The 20616-nt window shown below is 70.9% G+C and carries 21 protein-coding genes; 15 read left to right on the plus strand and 6 right to left on the minus strand.

The window, feature by feature from the left end:
- Positions 1 to 131 precede the first annotated feature (131 nt).
- Positions 132 to 623, plus strand: coding sequence for a MarR family winged helix-turn-helix transcriptional regulator (locus FAF44_RS08885; RefSeq protein ID WP_237102554.1), 492 nt, complete (start codon positions 132 to 134; stop codon positions 621 to 623).
- 27 nt (positions 624 to 650) lie between these two features.
- Here FAF44_RS08885 and FAF44_RS08890 read toward each other — a convergent pair whose 3' ends face one another.
- On the minus strand, positions 651 to 2132 hold the full coding sequence (locus tag FAF44_RS08890) for an aldehyde dehydrogenase family protein (protein ID WP_237102555.1): 1482 nt from the start codon (positions 2130 to 2132) through the stop codon (positions 651 to 653).
- Positions 2133 to 2197: 65 nt separating this feature from the next.
- Between FAF44_RS08890 and FAF44_RS08895 the strand changes: the two genes are divergently transcribed.
- From FAF44_RS08895 to FAF44_RS08935, 9 genes are all read left to right on the plus strand, one after another.
- The gene (locus tag FAF44_RS08895; protein ID WP_237102556.1) at positions 2198 to 3037 is read left to right on the plus strand and encodes an IclR family transcriptional regulator; all 840 of its coding nucleotides are present in this window, start codon (positions 2198 to 2200) and stop codon (positions 3035 to 3037) included.
- Between the two features lie 226 nt (positions 3038 to 3263).
- Complete coding sequence (locus FAF44_RS08900; protein WP_237102557.1) at positions 3264 to 4571, plus strand: ABC transporter substrate-binding protein; 1308 nt, start codon at positions 3264 to 3266, stop codon at positions 4569 to 4571.
- A complete protein-coding gene (locus FAF44_RS08905; protein WP_237102558.1) occupies positions 4571 to 5326 on the plus strand; it encodes an ABC transporter ATP-binding protein in 756 nt (251 codons plus the stop codon). Before FAF44_RS08900 ends, FAF44_RS08905 begins: the two co-directional genes overlap by 1 nt.
- Positions 5323 to 6027, plus strand: coding sequence for an ABC transporter ATP-binding protein (locus FAF44_RS08910; RefSeq protein ID WP_237102559.1), 705 nt, complete (start codon positions 5323 to 5325; stop codon positions 6025 to 6027). The genes FAF44_RS08905 and FAF44_RS08910 overlap by 4 nt, the downstream gene beginning before the upstream one ends.
- A gap of 1 nt (position 6028) precedes the next feature.
- A complete protein-coding gene (locus FAF44_RS08915; protein WP_237102560.1) occupies positions 6029 to 6892 on the plus strand; it encodes a branched-chain amino acid ABC transporter permease in 864 nt (287 codons plus the stop codon).
- On the plus strand, positions 6889 to 7917 hold the full coding sequence (locus tag FAF44_RS08920) for a branched-chain amino acid ABC transporter permease (RefSeq protein WP_237102561.1): 1029 nt from the start codon (positions 6889 to 6891) through the stop codon (positions 7915 to 7917). Before FAF44_RS08915 ends, FAF44_RS08920 begins: the two co-directional genes overlap by 4 nt.
- Positions 7907 to 9253, plus strand: coding sequence for an amidase (locus FAF44_RS08925; protein ID WP_237102562.1), 1347 nt, complete (start codon positions 7907 to 7909; stop codon positions 9251 to 9253). Before FAF44_RS08920 ends, FAF44_RS08925 begins: the two co-directional genes overlap by 11 nt.
- Complete coding sequence (locus FAF44_RS08930; RefSeq protein ID WP_237102563.1) at positions 9250 to 10371, plus strand: NAD(P)-dependent alcohol dehydrogenase; 1122 nt, start codon at positions 9250 to 9252, stop codon at positions 10369 to 10371. Before FAF44_RS08925 ends, FAF44_RS08930 begins: the two co-directional genes overlap by 4 nt.
- On the plus strand, positions 10368 to 11828 hold the full coding sequence (locus FAF44_RS08935; protein WP_237102564.1) for an aldehyde dehydrogenase family protein: 1461 nt from the start codon (positions 10368 to 10370) through the stop codon (positions 11826 to 11828). Before FAF44_RS08930 ends, FAF44_RS08935 begins: the two co-directional genes overlap by 4 nt.
- Here the strand turns inward: FAF44_RS08935 and FAF44_RS08940 are convergent.
- From FAF44_RS08940 to FAF44_RS08950, 3 genes are all read right to left on the minus strand, one after another.
- The gene (locus FAF44_RS08940; protein WP_237102565.1) at positions 11816 to 12673 is read right to left on the minus strand and encodes an SDR family oxidoreductase; all 858 of its coding nucleotides are present in this window, start codon (positions 12671 to 12673) and stop codon (positions 11816 to 11818) included. The two genes, FAF44_RS08935 and FAF44_RS08940, sit on opposite strands and share 13 nt — an antisense overlap.
- Positions 12674 to 12988: 315 nt before the next feature.
- Complete coding sequence (locus FAF44_RS08945) at positions 12989 to 13573, minus strand: hypothetical protein (RefSeq protein WP_237102566.1); 585 nt, start codon at positions 13571 to 13573, stop codon at positions 12989 to 12991.
- 239 nt (positions 13574 to 13812) lie between these two features.
- A complete protein-coding gene (locus FAF44_RS08950) occupies positions 13813 to 14412 on the minus strand; it encodes a TetR/AcrR family transcriptional regulator (protein WP_237102567.1) in 600 nt (199 codons plus the stop codon).
- Positions 14413 to 14574: 162 nt separating this feature from the next.
- On the opposite strand from FAF44_RS08950, the gene FAF44_RS08955 reads away from it, so the two are divergent.
- Both FAF44_RS08955 and FAF44_RS08960 read left to right on the plus strand, forming a co-directional pair.
- The gene (locus FAF44_RS08955; protein WP_237102568.1) at positions 14575 to 15306 is read left to right on the plus strand and encodes an SDR family NAD(P)-dependent oxidoreductase; all 732 of its coding nucleotides are present in this window, start codon (positions 14575 to 14577) and stop codon (positions 15304 to 15306) included.
- Between the two features lie 489 nt (positions 15307 to 15795).
- Positions 15796 to 16548, plus strand: coding sequence for a dienelactone hydrolase family protein (locus FAF44_RS08960; protein ID WP_237102569.1), 753 nt, complete (start codon positions 15796 to 15798; stop codon positions 16546 to 16548).
- Between the two features lie 304 nt (positions 16549 to 16852).
- On the opposite strand, the gene FAF44_RS08965 is transcribed toward FAF44_RS08960, so the two are convergent.
- Positions 16853 to 17110: a hypothetical protein gene (locus FAF44_RS08965; RefSeq protein ID WP_237102570.1), complete on the minus strand. Its 258-nt coding sequence runs from the start codon at positions 17108 to 17110 to the stop codon at positions 16853 to 16855.
- 253 nt (positions 17111 to 17363) lie between these two features.
- Between FAF44_RS08965 and FAF44_RS08970 the strand changes: the two genes are divergently transcribed.
- Together FAF44_RS08970 and FAF44_RS08975 are read left to right on the plus strand one after the other, a co-directional pair.
- Positions 17364 to 17996, plus strand: a complete 633-nt coding sequence (locus tag FAF44_RS08970; protein WP_237102571.1) for a TetR/AcrR family transcriptional regulator — start codon at positions 17364 to 17366, stop codon at positions 17994 to 17996.
- 64 nt (positions 17997 to 18060) lie between these two features.
- A complete protein-coding gene (locus FAF44_RS08975) occupies positions 18061 to 18645 on the plus strand; it encodes a DUF1707 domain-containing protein (protein WP_237102572.1) in 585 nt (194 codons plus the stop codon).
- 263 nt (positions 18646 to 18908) lie between these two features.
- On the opposite strand, the gene FAF44_RS08980 is transcribed toward FAF44_RS08975, so the two are convergent.
- Positions 18909 to 19067, minus strand: a complete 159-nt coding sequence (locus FAF44_RS08980) for a hypothetical protein (RefSeq protein ID WP_237102573.1) — start codon at positions 19065 to 19067, stop codon at positions 18909 to 18911.
- 125 nt (positions 19068 to 19192) lie between these two features.
- On the opposite strand from FAF44_RS08980, the gene FAF44_RS08985 reads away from it, so the two are divergent.
- Positions 19193 to 20563, plus strand: a complete 1371-nt coding sequence (locus tag FAF44_RS08985) for an MFS transporter (protein WP_237102574.1) — start codon at positions 19193 to 19195, stop codon at positions 20561 to 20563.
- The last annotated feature ends 53 nt before the right edge of the window (positions 20564 to 20616 follow it).

Consider the following 20616-nt stretch of genomic DNA (forward strand, 5'->3'; position numbering starts at 1 on the left):
ACGGGCGGAGCGCGTCCATGAGGGAAGATTGGTTGTAGCGACAAGCGACACTATGCTCCAGCAAACTTGTCGCGACAACCATTCCCGATGAGGGCAGGATCGTGGACACTCCCTGGCTCGACCGACCGCAGTTGAGCTCCTGGGTTCGGTTGCGGGCGGTGCTCGAACTGCTTCCGGGCGTGCTCGATGCCCAGTTGCGCCGTGACGCCGATCTGACGGAGTTCGAGTACTACGTGCTGTCGACGCTCTCGGAGACGCCCGGCCGGGCGTTGCGCATGACCGAGTTGTCCTGGGGCACCAACGCCACGCTGCCCCGGCTCTCCCATGTGGTGACGCGCCTGCAGAAGCGTGGGCTGGTGGAGCGGTTCTCCTGTCCGGAGGACCGTCGCACGACCCACGTCCGGCTCACGGACGACGGCTGGGAAAAGGTCCGGCAGGCGGCTCCGGGCCACGTGGCCATCGTCCACCATCACGTCATCGACGTGCTCACCGACGAGCAGATCAGGCAGCTCGCCGCCATCAGCGACGCCATCCTGGCCAGACTGGACCCGTCGGAGACGATGACGGCGACCTATACCCGCTACGACGAGCCGCCCAAGCCTCAGACGCGGGACGTCAAGTGATGCCGGGCGTCGCAGCCTCGCCACCGCTCAGAACGGGAAGCCGCGGTCCTGGTCGCGGACGGTGATCCATTGCAGCTCGCTGAATTCCTCGGCGGCGAATCCGAGCCCGAACCGGCCCCAGCCGCTGTCCTTGACGCCGCCGAACGGCATGTGCGGCTCGTCGTTGACCGGCTGGTCGTTGACGTGCACGATGCCGACGTCCAGCCGGGAGGCCAGCTTGAGCCCGAGACGAGGGTCACCGGTGATGACCGATGCGGCCAGGCCCAGGTCGGAGGCGTTGGCGCGGGTGACCGCCGCCTCGGCCGAGTCGACGGCCTCCACCACCACGACCGGTCCGAACGTCTCGCTCTGCGCGATCTCCGCCTCGTCCGGCACGTCGGTCAGCACGGTGGCCGGATAACACGGCGGCTGGGGCACGCCGCCGGCCAGGACGCGGGCACCGAGCTCGACGGCCTCCTTGACCCGGCGGTCCAGCAGCGCCAAGGCCCACTCATTGATGACGGGGCCGACCACGGTGGCCGGGTCGTGCGGATCACCGGTGGGCAGCGTCGCCACCTTGGCCGCGAACCGCTCGGTGAACTCGGCGGCCAGGGGGCGTTCCACGTAGATGCGCCGGGCGCACATGCACACCTGGCCCTGGTGGATGAAGGCGCCGTAGGCGGCGGCGTTCACCGCGTAGGTGAGGTCGGCGTCCCGGGTGACGATGAGCGGGTTCTGGCCGCTGAGCTGGAGCACGACCCGCTTGAGGTGGCGGCCCGCCTTCTCGGCCAGGCGCCGGCCGGTCGGGGTGGAGCCGGTGAAGTTGATCCGCTTGACCACCGGGCTCGCCAGCATCGCGTCGGCCGGCCCACCGGCCTCGCCGGGCGCGTGGGTGACCACGTTGAGCGCGCCGGCCGGCAGCCCGGCCTCGTGCAGGATCTCCGCCCACAGGGCGCCGCCGGTGCAGGGGGCCTCTTCGGAGGGTTTGAGCACCACGGTGTTGCCGAGGGCGAGCGGGCCGACGATGGCCCGTCCTGCCAGGGTGAGCGAGGCGTTCCACGGCGCGATCGCGCCGACCACGCCCACCGGGCGGCGTACCGCCATCGCCTGCGTGCCCTCGACGTCGGACGGCAGCAGGCTGCCGCTGGGCTGGTAGGCGAGCTGGGCGGCCTGGCGCAGCAGCTTGAGCGCGAAGTCCACCTGGACCTCGCCGAAGTAACGGCCGCACCCGGTCTCGGCGGCGAGGGCGTCGAGGACCTCACCGTGCCGGGCCTGCAGGAGATCGGCCGCGCGCAGGAAGACCTGCTGACGCCGCCAGGGCGGCAGCGTGGACCAGCCGGGGAACGCCGCGTGCGCGGCGGCGATCGCCCGCTCCGCGTCGTCGGCATCGCCGGCGGCCACCTCGGCCAGCACCTCACCGGACCAGGGTGAGTGGTCGGGATAGGTACGGCCCGAGCCCGCGGCCACCCACTCGCCGTCGATGAAGTGCCCGATTCGCGACTTGCGCCAGCCGCCCCCCGCTCGGGCCATGTGCCTCGATCCTCTCGGCCGAAGTATTCGGATGACTAGAACTGTAAAACCATATGCTGACCACTGTGACCGATGAGGAGCCCACCCGGCGGCCCGACCGAGCCCCAGCCGACACCCCGGCGTCGCACTCGGTGTCCCTGGAGCGGGGCCTGAGCATCCTGGACGTGTTCACCGGCAACCGCTCGGTGCTGGGGATCGCCGACCTGGCGCGGGCGGTGGGCCTGAACAAGAGCACCACGCACCGGTACGTCGCCACGCTGACCGCACTGAGATACCTCCAGCAGGACCCGGAGACGAAGAAATACTTCCTCGGCCCGCGCGCCGTGGACCTGGGGTTCGCCGCGATCGACTCGATGGAGCTCACCCGCGTCACCGGGCCGCTGCTGCAGGCGCTGGCCGACGAGACCGGGTTCACCGTCAGCGTGGCGGTGTGCGACGGGCCGGACGTCGTCTACGTCGACCGGCGGCGCAGCAGCAGGCGCAGTTCCCTGGCCATGGACCTCAACCTGCACGTCGGCTCGCGCCTGCCGGCCTACTGCACCTCGATGGGCAAGGTGCTGCTCGCCTACCAGGACCCGGCGACGCTGCGGCAGATCCTGGACCACACCGACATGGCCCGCCGGGGGCCCAAGACGATCACCAACCGGGAGCAGTTGCTCGCCGCGCTGGCCAAGGTGCGCCAGAACGGGATGGCCGTCAACGACGAGGAACTGGCCCCGGGCCTGCGATCGTTCTCCGCGCCGGTGCGCGACCGGTCCGGCGAGGTGGTGGCCGCGATCAACATCGCGGTGTACCTGACGGTGGCTCCGACCACCGTCGAGGCGCTGGCCGGGCGGCTGGAGGCGCCGCTGCGGCGCACCGCGGCGGAGATCTCCCGGCGCCTCGGTTACCGGCCCCGACCCTAGCGGTGTTCGACGTGGTGAATTCGCGTTCCAATCCCTGAAACAACCTGTTGCACCGGCGTTAACTAGGTCGTACCGTCGGGGCACCTTCACGGCATTCCGCAGGTCGGAGCGCATAACGGTGACGAACCGAGCGTGCCCGGCCACCCTCCTCAAGAGCACCCCTCTGTGTCCCGGCAGGGCGCTTCGCCATGCGCGCGGGACACGGTTCGGCATAAGGAGTCCTCGCGTGAGCGACGCTTCCCCCGGCGGCATGAACCGCCGGTCCTTCCTCGGCGCGGCCGGCCTCGGCGCCGCCGCGATCGGCGCAGCCCCGCTGCTGAGCGCCTGCGGTGGCCTCAAGGGCACCGGCACCTCGTCCTCCGACGTTCTCAAGATCGGCTACGTCAGCCCGCAGACCGGCGCGCTGGCCGGCTTCGCCACCGCCGACACCTTCGTGGTCAAGCAGATCACCGAAGCGCTGCGGGGCGGCTTCACCGCCGGCGGCAAGAAGCGCACCGTCGAGATCATCGTCAAGGACACCCAGTCCAACCCCAACCGGGCCACCGAGGTCACCCGTCAGCTCATCAACAGCGACAAGGTGGACCTGATCGTCGGCTCCTCCACCCCGGACACCACCAACCCGGTGGCCGACCAGTGCGAGGCCAACGGCATCCCGAACGTCACCACGATCGCCCCCTGGGAGGCGTGGTGGAACGGCCGGGGCGGCAAGGACGGCGAAGGCTTCACGTACACGACGCTGTTCTTCTTCGGCATGCAGGAGTTCGCCGACTGCTTCTTCCCGATGTGGCAGCGGATGGAGGTGGACAACAAGAACGTCGCGGCGCTGTGGCCCAACGACACCGACGCCAACGCCTTCCGGCAGGGCCTCGGCCCGATGATCACCAAGGCCGGTCACCAGGTGGTGGACGGCGGCGCGTACCAGAACGGCATCACCGACTTCAGCTCCCAGATCGCGAAGTTCAAGGCCTCCGACGCCGAGTTGTTCACCTGCACCCCGATCCCGCCCGACTTCCAGACCTTCTGGAAGCAGGCCCAGCAGCAGGGCTTCAAGCCGAAGCTGGCCACGGTCGCCAAGGTCATGCTCTTCCCGTCCGAGGCGGAGGCGCTCGGCGGGCTCGCCGACAACATCGCCACCGACTTCTGGTGGAGCCCGGCCCACCCGTACAAGTCCACGCTGGACGGCAAGACCGCCCGGCAACTCGCCGACGACTTCGCCGCGTCCTCGGGCAAGCAGTGGACCCAGGCGCTCGGCTCGATCTACTCGCTGTTCGAGATCGCCGTGCAGGCGTTCAAGCAGGCGAGCGATCCCAAGGACCGCGACGAGGTGGCGTCCAAGCTGAAGGCGATGAAGATCAACTGCATGAGCGGCGACCTGGACTTCACCACCGGCCCCAAGCCCGGCATCGCCCTCCAGCACCCGGTCGGCGGCCAGTGGCGCAAGGGCACCAGGTTCCCCTGGGACGTGGTCATCGTGGACAACACGGCGAACCCGGCCGTCCCCGTCGGGGGCGACCTGCTGCCGACCAACGCGTGATGGCCGAACCGCTGCTGCGCCTGGAGAGCCTGTCCAAGAGCTTCGGCCAGGTGACCGTCGCCAAGGACCTGGCGCTCTCGCTGGATCCGGGCGAGGCGCTGGGGATCGTCGGGCCGAACGGGGCGGGCAAGACCAGCCTGTTCGCGATGATCTCCGGCGACCTGCGCCCGGACGCCGGCACGGTCTGGCTGGACGGGCGCGACGTCACCGGCGTGCCGCCGCACGCCCGCACCCGGGCCGGCATCGGCCGCACCTACCAGGTGCCCCGGCCGTTCACCCACCTCTCCGTGTTCGAGAACGTGCTCGTGTGCGCGCACCAGGGCGCCGGGCTGCACGGCAAACAGGCCTGGTCGCAGGCCATGGACGTGCTGGAACGCACCGGTCTGGCCGACCTGGCCAACACCGCGGCGGGACGGCTCACCCTGCTGCAGCGCAAACGCCTGGAGGTGGCCCGCGCCCTCGGCACCGGGCCCCGGCTGCTGCTGCTCGACGAGGTCGCCGGCGGGCTCACCGAGCCCGAGGTGGCCGAGCTGGTCGAGGTGATCAGGCGGCTGCACGCCGAGGGGCTCGGCATCGTGTGGATCGAGCACGTGGTCCACGCGCTGGTCAAGACCGTCGCCCGGATGATCTGCCTGGCGGGCGGCGACGTGGTCGCCGACGGCGAGCCGGTCGCGGTGCTCGCCGACGCGAAGGTGCGCGAGCTGTACTTGGGCGCCGGGCCGGAGACGGGCCTGACGGACGAGGAGGGCTCATGACCCTCCTGTCGATCCGCGACCTCACCGTGCACCACGGCCTGCTCCGCGCCGTGGACGGGCTCAGCCTGGACCTGGAGCGCGGCGAGGTGCTGGCGATCATCGGCGCCAACGGCGCGGGCAAGTCCACGCTGCTGCGCGCCCTGGCCGGGCTCGACTCCCCCACGTCGGGGACCGTCCACCTCGCGGACCGCGACATCACCCGCCACCCCGCGCACAGGCGGGTCTCGGCCGGGATCGCGCTGGTGCCGGAGGGCCGGCGGCTGTTCCGCTCGCTCACCGTCGAGGAGAACCTGCTCACCGGCACCTACCGCAGGCGGCCCGGCCCCTGGTCGCTGGAGCGGATCTACGAGCTGTTCCCGTGGATGACCGAGCGGCGGCGGCAGAACGCCGCGCAGCTCTCCGGCGGCGAGCAGCAGGCGGTGGCCATCGGCCGGGCGCTGCTGTCCAACCCCGACCTGCTGCTCGTGGACGAGCTGTCGCTGGGCCTGGCGCCGGTGATCGTGCGCCGCATCTACGAGGCACTGCCGGAGATCGTCGCCGCCGGCACCACCGCGCTCATCGTCGAGCAGGACGTCTCGCAGGCCATGCGGGTCGCCGACCGGGTGCACTGCCTGCTGGAAGGGCGTTCGGTGCTGGCGGGACGGCCCGCGGAGCTCACCTCGGAGCAGGTCGAGCACGCGTACTTCGGCATCGGAGACTGACATGCAATGGATCAACGCGCTCGTCCAGGGGCTGCTGCTCGGCGGCCTGTACGCGCTGTTCGCGACCGGCCTGTCACTGATGTTCGGCGTGATGCGGATCGTCAACCTCGCCCACGGCGATCTGGCCGTCGTCGCCTCGTTCCTGGCCCTCGCCCTGGTCGGCGGCACCGGGCTGCCGCTGTGGGTGGTGATCGTGGTGACCGTGCCGCTGTTCGCGCTGCTCGGTTACCTGACCCAGCGGGTGCTGCTCCAGGGCAGCCTCTCGTCGGGGCCGATGGCCACCCTGCTGGTGACGTTCGGGCTGTCGATCGTGCTGCAGAACGTGCTGCTGGAGATCTTCTCGGCCGACACGCGGACGCTGGACAGCGGCTCGTTCGCCACCTCCTCCTTCCACCTGGGCCCGATCACGGTCGGCTGGCTGCCGCTGGTCACGTTCCTGCTGGCCGGCGCGGTGCTGGCGGGCATCGGGGTGTTCCTGTCGCGCACCGGCCTCGGCCGGATGCTGCGCGCCTCCTCCGACGACCGGGAGACCGCGAGCCTGGTGGGCGCGGACAGCCGGCACGTGTACGGGGTGGCCACCGCCATCGCGTTCGCCACCGTGGCGCTGGCCGGGCTGATGTTCGCGGTGCGCTCGTCGTTCGACCCGGCCACCGGCCCGTCGCGGCTGATCTTCGCCTTCGAGGCGGTCGTCATCGGCGGGCTCGGCTCGCTGTGGGGCACCCTGCTGGGCGGCATCGTGCTGGGGGTCACCCAGTCGATCGGCTCGCAGATCGATCCGGCGATGACGCTGCTCGCCGGCCACCTCGTCTTCCTCGCCGTGCTGGCCTTCCGGCCGCAGGGCCTGCTCGCCGGACGGACCGCATGACCCTTTCCCATCTGCTGAGCGAGCGGGCGGCGGCCGCCGTGGACGTGCGCCGCGCCGCCCGTACCTCCAAGGTGTCGGGCGGGGTGCTCCTCGCCCTCGTGGTGCTGCTGGCGGCGCTGCCGTACGTGGTGTTCAGCGACGTCACCGACACGCTCGTCAACTTCTTCGTGCTGGTCGCGCTGGCGGGCATGTGGAATCTGCTGGCCGGGTTCGGCGGCCTGGTCTCGGTGGGCCAGCAGGCCTTCATCGGGATCGGCGCCTACAGCGTGATCGCGCTGGCCGATCTGGGGGTGCAGCCGTATCTGGCGGTGCCGCTGGCCGCGCTCACCTGCGTGGTGTTCGCGGTGCCCACGTCGTGGCTGGCGTTCCGGCTGCGCGGCGACTATTTCGCGGTCGGCACGTGGGTGATCGCCGAGGTGTACCGGCTGCTGGTGGTCCGGATCGACGCTCTGGGCGGGGCCAGCGGCAAGGGGCTGTCCGGGCTGTCCGGCCTGGACCCCGCGCTGCGTGGCGCGCTGACCTACTGGGTGGCGCTGACACTGACGCTGGCCACCGTCGGCGGCTGCTACCTGCTGCTGCGCGGCCGGGTGGGGCTGTCGCTGATGGCGGTGCGCGACGAGGAGACCGCCGCGAGCGCCGCCGGCATCGACGTGACCAGGGCCAAGCGGATCGTGTACCTGGTCTCGGCCGCCGGGTGCGGTGCGGCGGGCGGGGTGATCACGGTCAGCTCGCTCAGCGTCAATCCGGACGCGATCTTCAACGTGCAGTGGTCGGCGTACATGATCTTCATCGTGGTGATCGGCGGGATCGGCTTCATCGAGGGGCCGCTGATCGGCGCGGTGGTGTTCTTCGCGCTGCAACAACTGCTGGCCGACTTCGGCTCGTGGTATCTGGTGATCCTGGGTGTCGTCGGCATCGCGGCCGCGCGGTGGCTGCCGGGCGGGCTGTGGGGGCTGGTGCGGGACCGGACCGGGCTGAGCCTGTTCCCGGTCGGCTATCACGTACGGACCGGCGATGTCCGCTGAGACGATCGCCGGGGCCGCGGCGGCCATCGCTCGCGGCGAGCTGTCGCCGGTCGAGCTGACCGGGTGGCTGCTGGCCCGGATCGCCGCGACCGAGCCCGCCCTGCACGCCTACGCCACCATCACCGCCGAGGCCGCGCTCGCCCGCGCCAAGGCCCTCGCCGGCGAACCGGCGCGCGGGCCGCTGCACGGCATTCCGATCGGGATCAAGGATCTGATCGACACGGCCGGCGTACGGACCTGCTACGGCTCGCCCCGGTTCGTCGGTCACGTGCCGGAGCGGGACGCGACGGCGGTGGCCGGGCTGCTGGCCGCCGGGGCGGTGATCCTCGGTAAGCACACCACGCACGAGCTGGCCTGGGGCGGCCGTACCGACAGCGCGTTCTTCGGTCCCACGCACAACCCGTACCGGCGCGGCCACATCCCCGGCGGGTCGTCCGGCGGGTCGGCGGCCTCGGTCGCCGCCGGCAGCGCGCTCGGCGCGCTCGGCTCCGACACGGCCGGCAGCGTGCGCATCCCCGCCGCGCTGAGCGGCTGCGTCGGGTTCAAGCCGACCCGGGGCCGGATCCCGCTGGACGGCGTGCTGCCGCTGGCCCCGTCGCTGGACCATCTCGGGGTGCTGGCCCGTACCGTGGACGACGCCGCGCTGCTCATGGGCGGGCTCGCCGCTCCCGTCGCGGGAGAGCCGCCGCGGCGGCCACGGGTGGGCTGGCTGGGCGGCTGGTTCGGCGCGGTGCTCGCCCCGGAGGCACGCGCGGCGCTCGACACCGTCCGGGCCCGGCTGGAGGACGCCGGGGTGACCGTCGTGGACGTGCTCGTCCCCGGCGAGCCGCTGATGCCCGAGGCGCCGCTGGCCAGGATCGTGCGCGAGGCCGGCGCCCGCCACCGGGCCGCGTTCGGCGAGGATCCGGAGCTGTTCGGGCCGGACATCGCCGAGCTGATGCGGCTCCCGCCGCCGTCCGCCGAGCAGGTCGAGCGGCAGGAGGCCGCGCTGGGGCGGGTGGTCGCCGCGCTGCGGTCCGCGCTGACCGGCTGTGACGTGCTGGCCTGCGCCACCGTGCCGGTGACGGCGCCGCCCATCGGCGCGGCCACCGTGACGGTGGACGGCCGCGCGTGGCCCGTCGAGCTGGTGCTGACCCGGCTGACCGCACCGTTCAACGCGGCCGGTCTACCCGCCGTCTCGGTGCCCGTGGCCCTGGCCGGCGGGCTGCCGATCGGGCTGCAGCTCGCCGGCGCTCCCCTGCGCGACCCGACCGTGCTGGCGGCGGCACGCCTCGTCGAGCGGCTCACCCCGCCACTGCCGCGCCCCACCATCTCGAGCGAAGGAATTCAGCGATGAGAGTGACGGCCGCGGTCGTCGACAAGCTCGGCGGACGCTTCCACGTCGAGGAACTCGACCTCGACGAGCCGGGACCGGGCGAGGCCCTCATACGGATCGTCGCCTCGGGCGTCTGCCACACCGACACGATCACCCGGCACGGCGACCTGCCGATGCCGTTGCCCGCCGTACTCGGCCACGAGGGCGCCGGCGAAGTGGTGGCGGTGGGCGACGGCGTCACCTCGGTGCGGCCGGGCGACCACGTCGTCATCGGCTGGCCCTCCTGCGGCACCTGCCGCAACTGCCGCGACGGCGAACCCCGCTACTGCGCCCGCCTCGGCGAAGCACTGTGCGGCGGCGGGCGCCTGCTCGGCCCGCAGGCCGGGCAGAGCGCGCTGCGCCGGCCGGACGGCTCGCCGGTACACAGCCATTTCTTCGGCCAGTCGTCGTTCTCCACCTATGCGCTGACCTGGGCGGACGCCCTCGTGGTCGTGCCCGCCGACGCGCCGCTGGAACTGCTGGGCCCGCTCGGCTGCGGCATCGCCACCGGAGCGGGGGCGGTGCTGAACACCCTCAAACCCGGCCTCGGATCGAGCCTGGTGATCTACGGGGCCGGCGCGGTCGGTCTGGCCGCCGTGCTGGCCGCCCGGCTCTCACCCGCCACCACGATCATCGCAGTGGATCGGCACCGGTCCCGGCTGGAGCTGGCCACCGAGTTCGGCGCCACTCACACCATCGACGCCTCCCAGGCCGACCCCGTCGCCGAGGTGCACCGCATCTGCGACGGCCCGGCCGACTACGCCCTGGAGTGCACCGGTGTCATCCCCGTCGTCCGCCAGGCCGCCGACAGCGTCGGCATGCTGGGCACCTGCGTGCTCATCGGCGGCGCCCCGGCGGGAGCCGAGTTCGGCCTCGATCATCTGACCACGCTGTGGGGCAAGCGCATCGTCGGCACCCTGGGCGGCAGCGGCCGCAGCCGGCCGCTCATCACCACCCTGATCGAGCTGTACCAGCAGGGACGCTTCCCCTTCGACCGGCTGGTGCGCTTCTACGACCTGGCCGACCTCGAGACCGCGCTGGAAGACAGCCACCGGGGCGAGGTCCTCAAGCCCGTCCTCCGTATGAAGGAACACTCATGACCATCACCCGCGAACTGCTCATCGGCGGCAAGAGCGTACCGGCACGATCCGGCCGTACCACCGCCGACCTCAACCCCTACACCGGGCAGACCTACGCCACCGTGGCCGCCGCCGGACCCGAGGACGTGGCCCTCGCGGCGGACGCCGCGCAGGCCGCCTTCGACGACTGGGCGGCGCTGAGCCCGTTCGCCCGCCGCGCCATCTTCCTCAAGGCGGCCGACCTGCTGCAGGAGCGCGGCGAGCAGGCCGCCGCCCTCATGGCGGGCGAGGTCGGCGGCACCCGGCCGTGGGCCCTGTTCAACGTCGGCCTGGCCGCGAACATGCTGCGCGAGGTGGCCGCCGCGATCACCGCGCCGCGCGGCGACGTGCTCGCCGCGCAGGAGGAGGGCGCGCTCGGCCTGGCCGTGCGCGAGCCCGTCGGCGTGGTCGCCGCCTTCTCCCCGTGGAACGCGCCCCTCATCCTGGGGGTGCGCGCGGTGGCCGCCGCGCTCGCCGCCGGGAACACGGTGGTGATGAAGCCCAGCGAGGACGCGCCGATCGCCTGCGGCCTGTTCGTCGCCGACGTACTGGCCGAGGCCGGGCTCCCGGACGGTGTGCTCAACGTCGTCACCAACGACCCGGCCGACGCCGCGCTGATCGCCGAGACGCTCATCGGCGACCCCCGGGTGCGCGCGGTCAACTTCACCGGCTCGACCGAGGTCGGCCGCATCATCGGCACCCATGCCGCCCGGCACCTCAAGCCGGCCATGCTGGAGCTCGGCGGCAAGAACGCGATCATCGTTCTCCACGACGCGGACCTGGACTACGCGGTGGACGCCGCCACGTTCGGCGTATTCATGAACGCCGGGCAGATCTGCATGTCCGGCGACCGGGTCCTGGTGCACGAGTCGCTGGCCGGGGAATTCACGGCCAGGTTCGCCGCCAAGGTCGCCGGCCTGCCCGCCGGCGACCCGGCCGAGCCCACTACCGTCATCGGGCCGCTGGTCTCCGCCACCGCGGCGCAGCGCGTCGCCGCCCTCGTCAACGATGCCGTCGCCAAGGGCGCCACCGTCGTGACCGGCGGCGGCGATCCGGAAGGGGCGGTCCATCCGGCGACCGTCCTGACCGGGGTGCCCGCCGACGCCGACCTGTACTACGGCGAGGGCTTCGGCCCGATCTGCGTGATCGACACCTTCGCCACCGACGAGGAGGCCATCACCAAGGCCAACGACACCGCCCACGGCCTGACCGCGGGCATCATCACCGAGAACGGCACCCACGGCCTGCGCGTGGCCCGCCGCCTGCAGACCGGCATCGTGCACGTCAACGACCAGTCGGTCGCCGACGAGCCGCAGGCCCCCTTCGGCGGGTTCAAGTCCTCCGGCTACGGGCGGTTCGGAGGCCGCTGGGGCATCGAGGCCTTCACCAACACCCGCTGGATCACCCTGGCGACCCAGCACGCCCACTACCCCTTCTGAGGCGCGCCCACGACGTCGGCAAGCGGAGTGGCGGCGTGGCCTGTCAGACGGGGTATGTCGCCGCTCACCCCGTCGAGCTGCCCGGCTGCGATGGCCGTGTAGGTGGACACCCACGCCTCGACCTGCCAGTCCGGCGCGCCGTAGGAGGCGCGGGAGCGATAAGCCGCCTCCTCCGTCTCGGCCCGGTAGGTGATCGTGCGGCCGGTCGTCCGCGACAAGATCGCGGCGACCTCCGTCATGGTGAGCGACCGCGGGCCGGTCAGATCGTACGTGCGGTTCGCATGCTCGCCCGGCCGCAACAGCACGGCGGTGGCGGCGTCGGCGATGTCGTCCTGGGCCACGACCGCGGCCCGGCCCGCCCCTGCCGGGCCACGGATGACGCCGTCGTCGCCCACCAGCGCGGGCATGAAGTCGGCGTAGAAGTTGTCACGTAGGAACGTGTAGGACAGTCCGCTGGCGCGCAGGTGCTGCTCGGTGGCCCAGTGATCGCGTGCCAGGGTGAAGACGGCGTCCGGGGCGGCGCCGAAGAACGACAGATACACCACGTGCCGGACTCCTGCCCGCGCGGCGGCGTCCACGAATGCCCGCTGCTGGTCCAGGCGGTCGGGCGACTCGGAGGCCGAGACCATGAAGAGCACCTCGACGCCTTCCAGAGCCGCGGCCGCGCCGGGCTCACCGTAGGCACAGCGCACCGCCGTCGCACCGGGCAACTCCGGGGCGCGCTCGGGATGGCGCACCGCCATGCGGTGCGGCACCCCGGCCGCGGCGACTCTGCGGGCGACCCGGCCGCCGATGCGGCCGGTCGCTCCCGTTACGGCGATCTTCGCCTGCTCGGGCTGGGTCATTGTGGAGCTCCTTCGGTATTGACGCGTACCCGGCGGGCCAGCGGATCATGTGGGGCGTGTTGAAGGCGCCGATCTCCAGTCATGGTCGGTGGTGGACTATCTGGCCGAGCAACTGGGGATTGGTGACGCGTCGCACGCCGTTCGTGCCCCGAATGCGGCCAGAGCCCGCGCGGCACGGGTTCTGGCTCGTTCTGGGTGCGATTGTCATGAGGCGGCGGGGCTGGCGGAGTTCGGTCGCGATGGCCAGTACGCCGAGCGCCTCCGTTACCGGGGCGTAGCTGCGGCGGATGTTGGCCGCCTGCTGTCACGCACGGCTCAGAGCCGGTCCATCGCGTCGTCCAGTTCACCCAAGAACTTGTCGACGGCGCTCGTATCCAGGCCTGGAGAGGTGATCGAGAAGCTGGGGAAGATCTTGATCCCGTTCGAGGAGGTCCCCGCACGGACAGCGGGCCCCCGCCCCTCCAGGCCCGCGATGATCTGGTTGATCAGGGCGTCGACCTGTCGCGCGCTGTAGCCCTGGGGCACGACAGGAACGTGGGTGCCGCGGATCTTTCGTACGAGCCTCGCTCGAGGGGTGTGCGCCGCGCCTCTGATCCGGCGCCATGCGCGCAGGCGCGTCATCGGGACGTCCAGCCTGTCGCGCAACAGGCCGCCGGCCAGCAGGAGCACGCCGCCCCCGGTGAGGGTCCCGCCGACCAGCAGCATTCCCGACGCTACGGCCGCGGAGTCGCTCTTGGACTCCTCATAGCTTCTCGGCCCCGACTTTCTGCTTGAGCAGTGGTCACCTGGGCTCATCCGGTCGAAACCGCACCGGGGCTCTTCGGTGTCCTTGGCCACCACGAGCCAGACCAGCATGACAACTGCCCCGATGGCCAGCATCCAGGCGCCCGCCTTGGTCATGTCCGCCCCCTTTGGGTGGGCAAGATCGTATCGCGTGCCACCGAAATACCGCTGAAAATGGCTGCGTTCACCGAAATCCGCAGGTCAAGCGATGGGGCCGGGTGCCGGGGTTTCGGCTGTGGGTGACCGTGTCCAGCGTGGGGCCGGAATGGCTCCCTTGGTTGCTCCACTGCGCTGACCTGGCAGTACGCCACATGATCACCGGCAACGACCGGCGCACCGCCGAAAGTCAAGCTGCTTCAGCCCACGTAGTCGGTGCCAAACGCGGTGATGATGTCGTCGAGCCCCGCCTTGACACACTCAGGGGTCAGCTTGCCGGTGTGAAGCCGATGTGCCAGGAGTGGAGCGGCCAGGGGGGCGAGGAGGATGTCGGCCAGGTAGGAGGTGGCGCGGTCGGGCCGGATCTGCGCGATGAGCATCGCGAGATGCCGGTGGTAGAGGTCGTAGGCGTCGCCGAAGCGCGCGAAAGGGCCCGCCGTCTCGGCCATGACGAGGAGATCGAGCTGTTCCACGGTTCGGTCGACCAGGGTGTGCAGGAAGGCGCGGATCCGGTCGAGAGCAGGGGCACCCGGCCCGAGTGGGGGCGGACCCTCGATGAACGCCGCCTGAAACTTCCGCTCTCGTTCGTTGATGAGTGCGTATGCCAGCCCTGATCGATCGCCGAATCGGCGATAAAGCGTGCCGACTCCTACTCCTGCTGTGGCGGCCACATGTGCCATCGACAACGCCTCGACGCCGCGGGTCGCCACGATCTCTGCTGCCGCGGCAAGAATCTTGGCACGATTGCGCGCCGCGTCCGCTCGTTCATGCCGTCCGTTCGTGACCGCATCCTTCGTCACCGGGTCAGCCTAGCGGAGCGTGCTCGGGCTCCTTCTCACAGTCCACGACAGCCCCCGTCACGGTGGACCTTGAGGCCGCGTGGGTGGACCCTTGCGAAGAGGAATGCATTCCGGTTACCTTTATGCGGAATTGGTTCCGGTTGATGCGAGATGGAGGATCTCATGGCGGGTAAGGTCGCTCTGGTCACTGGCGGGAGTCGCGGGATCGGAGCCGCGATCGCCAGGCGGCTGGCGGAGAACGGCGTAGATGTGGCGATCACCTACGAACGGGCGGTGGAGCGTGCCGCCGCGACGGTCAAGGGCATCGAGGCTGCGGGAGCACGGGGCATGGCCTACGCGGCACCCGCTGCTGACGCCGTCGCACTCGTCGACGCGGTGGAGAACACCGTCGCCGAGCTGGGACGTCTGGACATTCTGGTGAACAACGCCGGTATCGCTCCCCACGGGGCGCTGGAGGACATGACATTGGAGGAAGTCGACCGGGTTCTCGCTGTGCATCCGCGTGCGTGCTTCGTCCTTGCTCAGGCCGCCGCGCGGCACATGGAGGAAGGCGGCAGGATCATCACCATCGGCAGCAGCCTGGCCGAGCGGGTCCCCTATCCGGGCTGGACGCTCTACGCGATGAGCAAGTCGGCGCTGATCGGCCTCACGAAGGGCCTGGCACGCGACCTTGGCCCGCGTGGCATCACGGCCAATCTCGTTCATCCCGGTTCCACCGACACGGAGATGAATCCCGCGGACGGCCCCGACGCAGACGAGGAACGCCGGTACACGGCGCTGAATCGCTATTGCAGCCCCGACGACATCGCCTCCATCGTCGCGCACCTTGCGGGAGAGGGAGGACGGAACATCACCGGCGCCTCCATCGCCGTCGATGCCGGCGCGACAGCGTGAAGACGACAGCCTGACCTCGAGCGAGAGATCACCCACGCGCTGCTGGCAGCCGAACCGGGCGGGCGTTTTGTCGAACCGGTGACGCTCCAAGTCCTGATGGCTCGCGTTCCTTGAGCACAGGGCTGCTGGCCGGTCGTTCGGCGTGCGGGGCCAGGTGGCGAACTCGTTGCGGGCGATCGAGCGCGGGTTGGCGGCCTCGAAGGCGGTGGCGCGGTGCAATGTCCTTGACCGAGGTCATCGCCACTCGTGCGGCGGACATGGCGTCGCGGGCGCTGAACTCGTCGCCGTGGCCGAAGCGCATGTAGCGGGTGGTCCAGAACTGGCGCCGACCAGCATTGTGGGGTCCGCCGGGATATCTGCCGGCCGCTTCGTCCGGGAACGCCGCGATGGCCTCGGCGCGGTCGGCGGTGAACCAGGCCGTCAGACACCGGTCCGGACAAGCCGATAATTGACTCGCCGCGTCAGCCGGAATGCCGATGTAATACCGCCATGCGCATCACCTCGGAAACGTTCGCTGACGGCGTCCGCGAGCAGCTCTTCACCGTTGGAGACATCCCTGGGGTGCTCTGGACGCCCGCCGAGGGCTCCGGTCCCCGCCCGCTGGTCCTGATCGGGCATGGCGGCGGCCAGCACAAGAAGGGATGGGAGGTCGTCTCCCGGGCCTTCCCGTACGTCACCTCCTGCGGTTTCGCGGTCGCCGCGATCGACGCGCCAGGCACCGGCGACAGGCCGGAACACCCGGAAATCCGGCGGCTCGTCGCGCTCATCCAGGAACGAGAGGCCGCGGGCGAGCCCTTCGGCCCGGCGTGGCCCGCCCTCAACGAAATCGTGGCGGCGCAGCTCGTACCCGACTGGCAGACCACCCTGGACGCGCTCCAGAAGCTGGACTCCGTCGGCGACAGCCGGCCCGTCGGGTACTACGGCCTGTCCCAGGGCGGTGAGATGGGCATCCGCCTCGTCGCGGCCGAACCCCGGATCACCGCTGCGGTCCTCGGCCTCATCGGGAGCGACTGGCTCGTCGACATTGCGGCGCGGATCACGATTCCGGTCGAGTTCGTCCTGCAGTGGGACGATGAAGGCCAGCCGCGGGACTCCGTCATGAAGCTGTTCGACGCACTCGGCTCCGCCGAGAAAACCCTGCACGCCAACCCCGGCGGCCACTTTCGAATCCCGTCCTTCGAAATCGACAGCTCGATCCGATTCTTCGCCCGGCACCTGAGTAGCGCTGGCAGTAGCTTCTGACACCACCGGCGCACCACGCCGACGCGATGGCACCCACCCGGCTCGGCTCCGCCGCGACCCTGCCGTGTCCGGATCGGTGGCCCGCCTTCAGTTTCGGTGTTGTGCTCGGCGATCGACTGCATGAACGACCGGTCGGGGAAGTCTCCGTCGAGGAGTCGCAGCGGACCGGCCACCAGAGACAGGCGCATCGCGAGCATGAACAGATCGAGGCGTTGCGGATCGAGACCGGGCTGGGACAGCGCCGCGTAGTGCTCGCCGAAGCGGAACCGGAGGAAGACGTGCTCCCACTCCACGTCGAAGTACATCAGACCTTCGATGCACGTTCGAGCACCAGGGCCTCGCACGAGGCGCCACTCGCTGCGAGGCCCTGCTCCAGCAGGTCTACCCGGCCATACCGGGGGGCGTGGTCGCGGTGCATCTCGTTGAGCATCCCGGCGACTTCGCCCAGGGCTGCCGCCGCGCGCGTGGGATCAGTGTCGAAGAGCCCCTCGAGCGGGCCGCCGCAGACGTCCTCGACCACGGCGACATCGGCCCGATAGCGGCGTCGGCTGTCGTCGGCCAAAAATAGGCGTGGAGGGCGGGGACCTGGTGCGGGTCTCGACGGCAGGGCCCACCGCGGATGGTCTGGCTGGGTTCGGCGGGACACGCTTGTCAGCGCGACCGAACCGGAGATGACCGCGGACGAGGTCCTGTTCGGGAGGGTGCCCCTCCAGACCGTAGTGGGCCGACACCTCCCCGCAGCACTCGTCGTCGTAGTCGGACGTCGCGGAACGATCTTCACGCCCTATTGTCCATTGGACAATAAACTGCCGGACATGGCACCCAGACGCAGGCGCAACCCCGCGGAATCACGCGCCGAGCTGTTGGCGGCGGCGGCCGAGCTGATCAGGCAACGGGGCCCGGACAACGTCAGCCTGAGGCAGATCGCCGAGGCCGCCGGTGTCGCCCATGGGCTCGTGTCCCACTACTACGGCACCTATGCCGCTCTGGTGCGGGAGGTGCTGCGCGTCGAGAACGATCGCATCGAAGCGCAGGTGCGTGAACGCATCCGGGCCGAGGACGGCGTGCCCACCGCGGCGGGAATCATGGACGTGGTGTTCGACACCCTGGCGGACGAGCGTTACCTGCGCCTGTTCGTCTGGGCTGAGATGCACGCCGACTACCGGGGCGCCACGCGGCCGGAGCTGGTGGAGCTGATCGACACGATCGAGGCCGGGATCCGTGACGCGCTCGCGGGGCGGCCCGTTCCCAGCAGGTCGCGCATCGAGGCGGTGGCGCTGATCGGGTTGTCGGCCGCGTACGGGTTCGCCATCGGCGGCCGGTCGTGGCTGGCGGGCATGAACCACGATCCGGACGAGCCGGCGCACGCGGCGGAGTTCCGTATCCAGCTCGCGCGGATGATGGGCGCCCACATGGTGGAGGAGTCCGGGTTGGAGTCGGCCGACTGACTTGTTCTCCACTTGGAGAATAAGATGGTCCCGCCCCGTCGATCGCGAAGATAGGACCGAGAGCATGGCCGAGCACCCCGATTACATTGCGGACCGTCAGGTGCGCCCCTCCGACGAGGACCGTGACCGGGTGGCCCAGCGACTCCAGGAGGCTGCCGCCGCGGGCCGGATCGAGCTGACCGAACTGGACCAGCGGCTGGCGGAGATTTACGGGGCCAAGACCCAGGGCGAGCTCGGGTACGCGGGGCGCGGCCTTCCCGGGCCGACCCGGACGGACTCGCTGGTGGTGCGGGACGAGCCCGGCTCACGCTTCGCCATCAGCGTGTTCGGCTGGTTCAGCCGCAAGGGCCGCTGGGTCGCCCCGCGCGTGTTCACGTCGTTGTCGGTGTTCGGCGGTGGTGAGATCGACCTGCGTGACGCCCGCTTCGCGAGTCAGGAGATCCGGGTGCGCGCCTTCGCCCTGTGGGGGTACACGGAGGTCGTCGTGCCCGACGACGTGGAGGTCGAGGTCAAGGGCTTCGGCCTGTTCGGCGCGTTCGACAGGAGCGCCGTCCGCAGCAGGCGGGGGACGCCGCGGATCGTCATCAGTGGCCTCGCCCTGTTCGGCGGCGTCGGCACGAAGGCCAAGGCCGCGCCCGACCGTGACTGACGGCGGGTTCATTCCCGGTCGGCGGTCTCGGCCGCCCACGCGCGCAGCCCGTCCAGAAAGCCCTCCCGCCGCTGGAGCGTGAGCCTGTCCATCGCGCGCAACCCGGGACAACCATCGCCGCGTCCGGCGGAACCGCCAGCGGATCGTCGGTCAGAACACCCCCAGCATGCGCACCATGCCCACTGCACAGCCCAGCCGAGCTTGCCGTTTCGACGCCGGCGCATCCAAGGCACTGCGTAGGTGGTGTGGCATCCCTCGGCGTTTCACGGCTCCAGGCGGGTGAGGTCGAGCTGGGCCAGCCGGTCGGGGCCGGACAGGATGTCGAGGGCGGCGATCCTGGAGCCGAGCATGCGGTAGGCGACCGTCTTCAGATGGGGACGGTGCCCCTGGAACCGGTCGGCCAGGAAGTCATGGGACGTCACGATCGCGTTCCTCTCCATCGGCGACGCACCCGGTCACCTTTCCCCGGGATCGTCCGTCATGCCGGCGACCGACACCTATTCACGAAGGGTTGCCGAACGATGAGCAGGACGGATGTCCACGGGTGATGGACGGCACCATCGTGACCGTGGGCCTGCCCGTCATCGGAGCCGGGCTCGGCATCGCCGAGGCCGACCTGGACTGGCTGCTCACCGCCTACGCCCTGGCCTTCGGCGGTCTGCTGCTCGCCGGCGGCCGCGCCGGCGACCTGTTCGGCCGGCGCCGGCTGTTTCGCGCCGGGCTGGTCGTCTTCCTGGCCGCGTCCCTGCTGGGCGGCGTGGCCGGCACCGGGGCCGTGCTGATCGCCGCCCGGCTGTTGCAGGGCGTCGGCGCCGCGATCGTCACCCCGGCCGCGCTGTCCCTGCTCGCCGACACCTTCCCCGCCGGACCGGAGCGGAACAAGGCGCTCGGCGTGTACGGCGCGATGGGCGGCCTGGGCTCGGTCGCCGGCCTGCTTCTGGGCGGCGCGCTCGCCGAATACGCGGGCTGGCGATGGATCATGTTCGTCAACATCCCCATCGCGTTCCTGGTGCTCACCGGATCCTCCGTCCTGGTGCCCGGCACCCGCGAGCGCGGCGGACTCGACCTGCCCGGCGCGGCCACCGTGACGCTCGCCCTCGGCGCGCTGGTGTACGCGATCAACCTGGTCGGCTCGCACGGTGTCGGGGACGGGCTCACCCTGGCCTTCGGCGCGCTTGCCGTGGCCCTGTTCGTGGTGTTCGCGTTCATCCAGCGCACGGCGCGCGGCCCGATGCTGCCCCCGGACGTACTTGCCGACCGCGGCAGGCTCGGCGCCAACCTGGTCATGCTGCTCATGGGCGCCGGTCAGCTGGCCACGTTCTACTTCCTCACCCTCTACATGCAGACGATCAAGCAGTATTCGCCCATGACCACCGGCCTGGCCTACCTGCCGTTCGCGATCGGCATCGGCCTCGGCTCCGGCGTCATCGGCCCCAGACTGCAGGCCCGCACCTCCACCAGGATCGTCCTGACGATCGGGATGGCGGTGGCCGCCGCGGCGATGGGCTGGTTCAGCCTACTGCCCCCGGACCAGAATCCGCTGCTCGTGCTGCTGCCCGCCCAACTGACAGGCGGCATCGGACTGGGCATCGGCTTCGTCGCGGCCACCATCGGCGGCGTGAAGGGCGTCGCACCGCGCGACTCCGGCATCGCCTCCGGCCTGGTCAACACCAGCCAGCAGATCGGCGGCGCCCTCGGCCTGGCCGTCCTGGCCGGCATCGCCGTCACCGCCACCACGAGCAGGCCCCCGGGCACACCCCTGCCCGACGCGCTCACCAGCGGCTACACCACCGGCCTGCTCGGCGCGGGCGGCTTCTACGTGGCCGCGATCCTCACCGCCGTCCTCCTCCTGCGCCCCCGGCCCACGAACCGGGACACCGAGCCCACGCCAGGAACCCTCGGCAGCACGCCCGGCTGACATCGACCACCCCAACCGGTCGCCTTCGCTCCACCCGATCCGTCAGAGCAGCG

This window comes from Nonomuraea sp. MG754425, assembly GCF_021699195.1.
Classification (GTDB): Bacteria; Actinomycetota; Actinomycetes; order Streptosporangiales; family Streptosporangiaceae; genus Nonomuraea.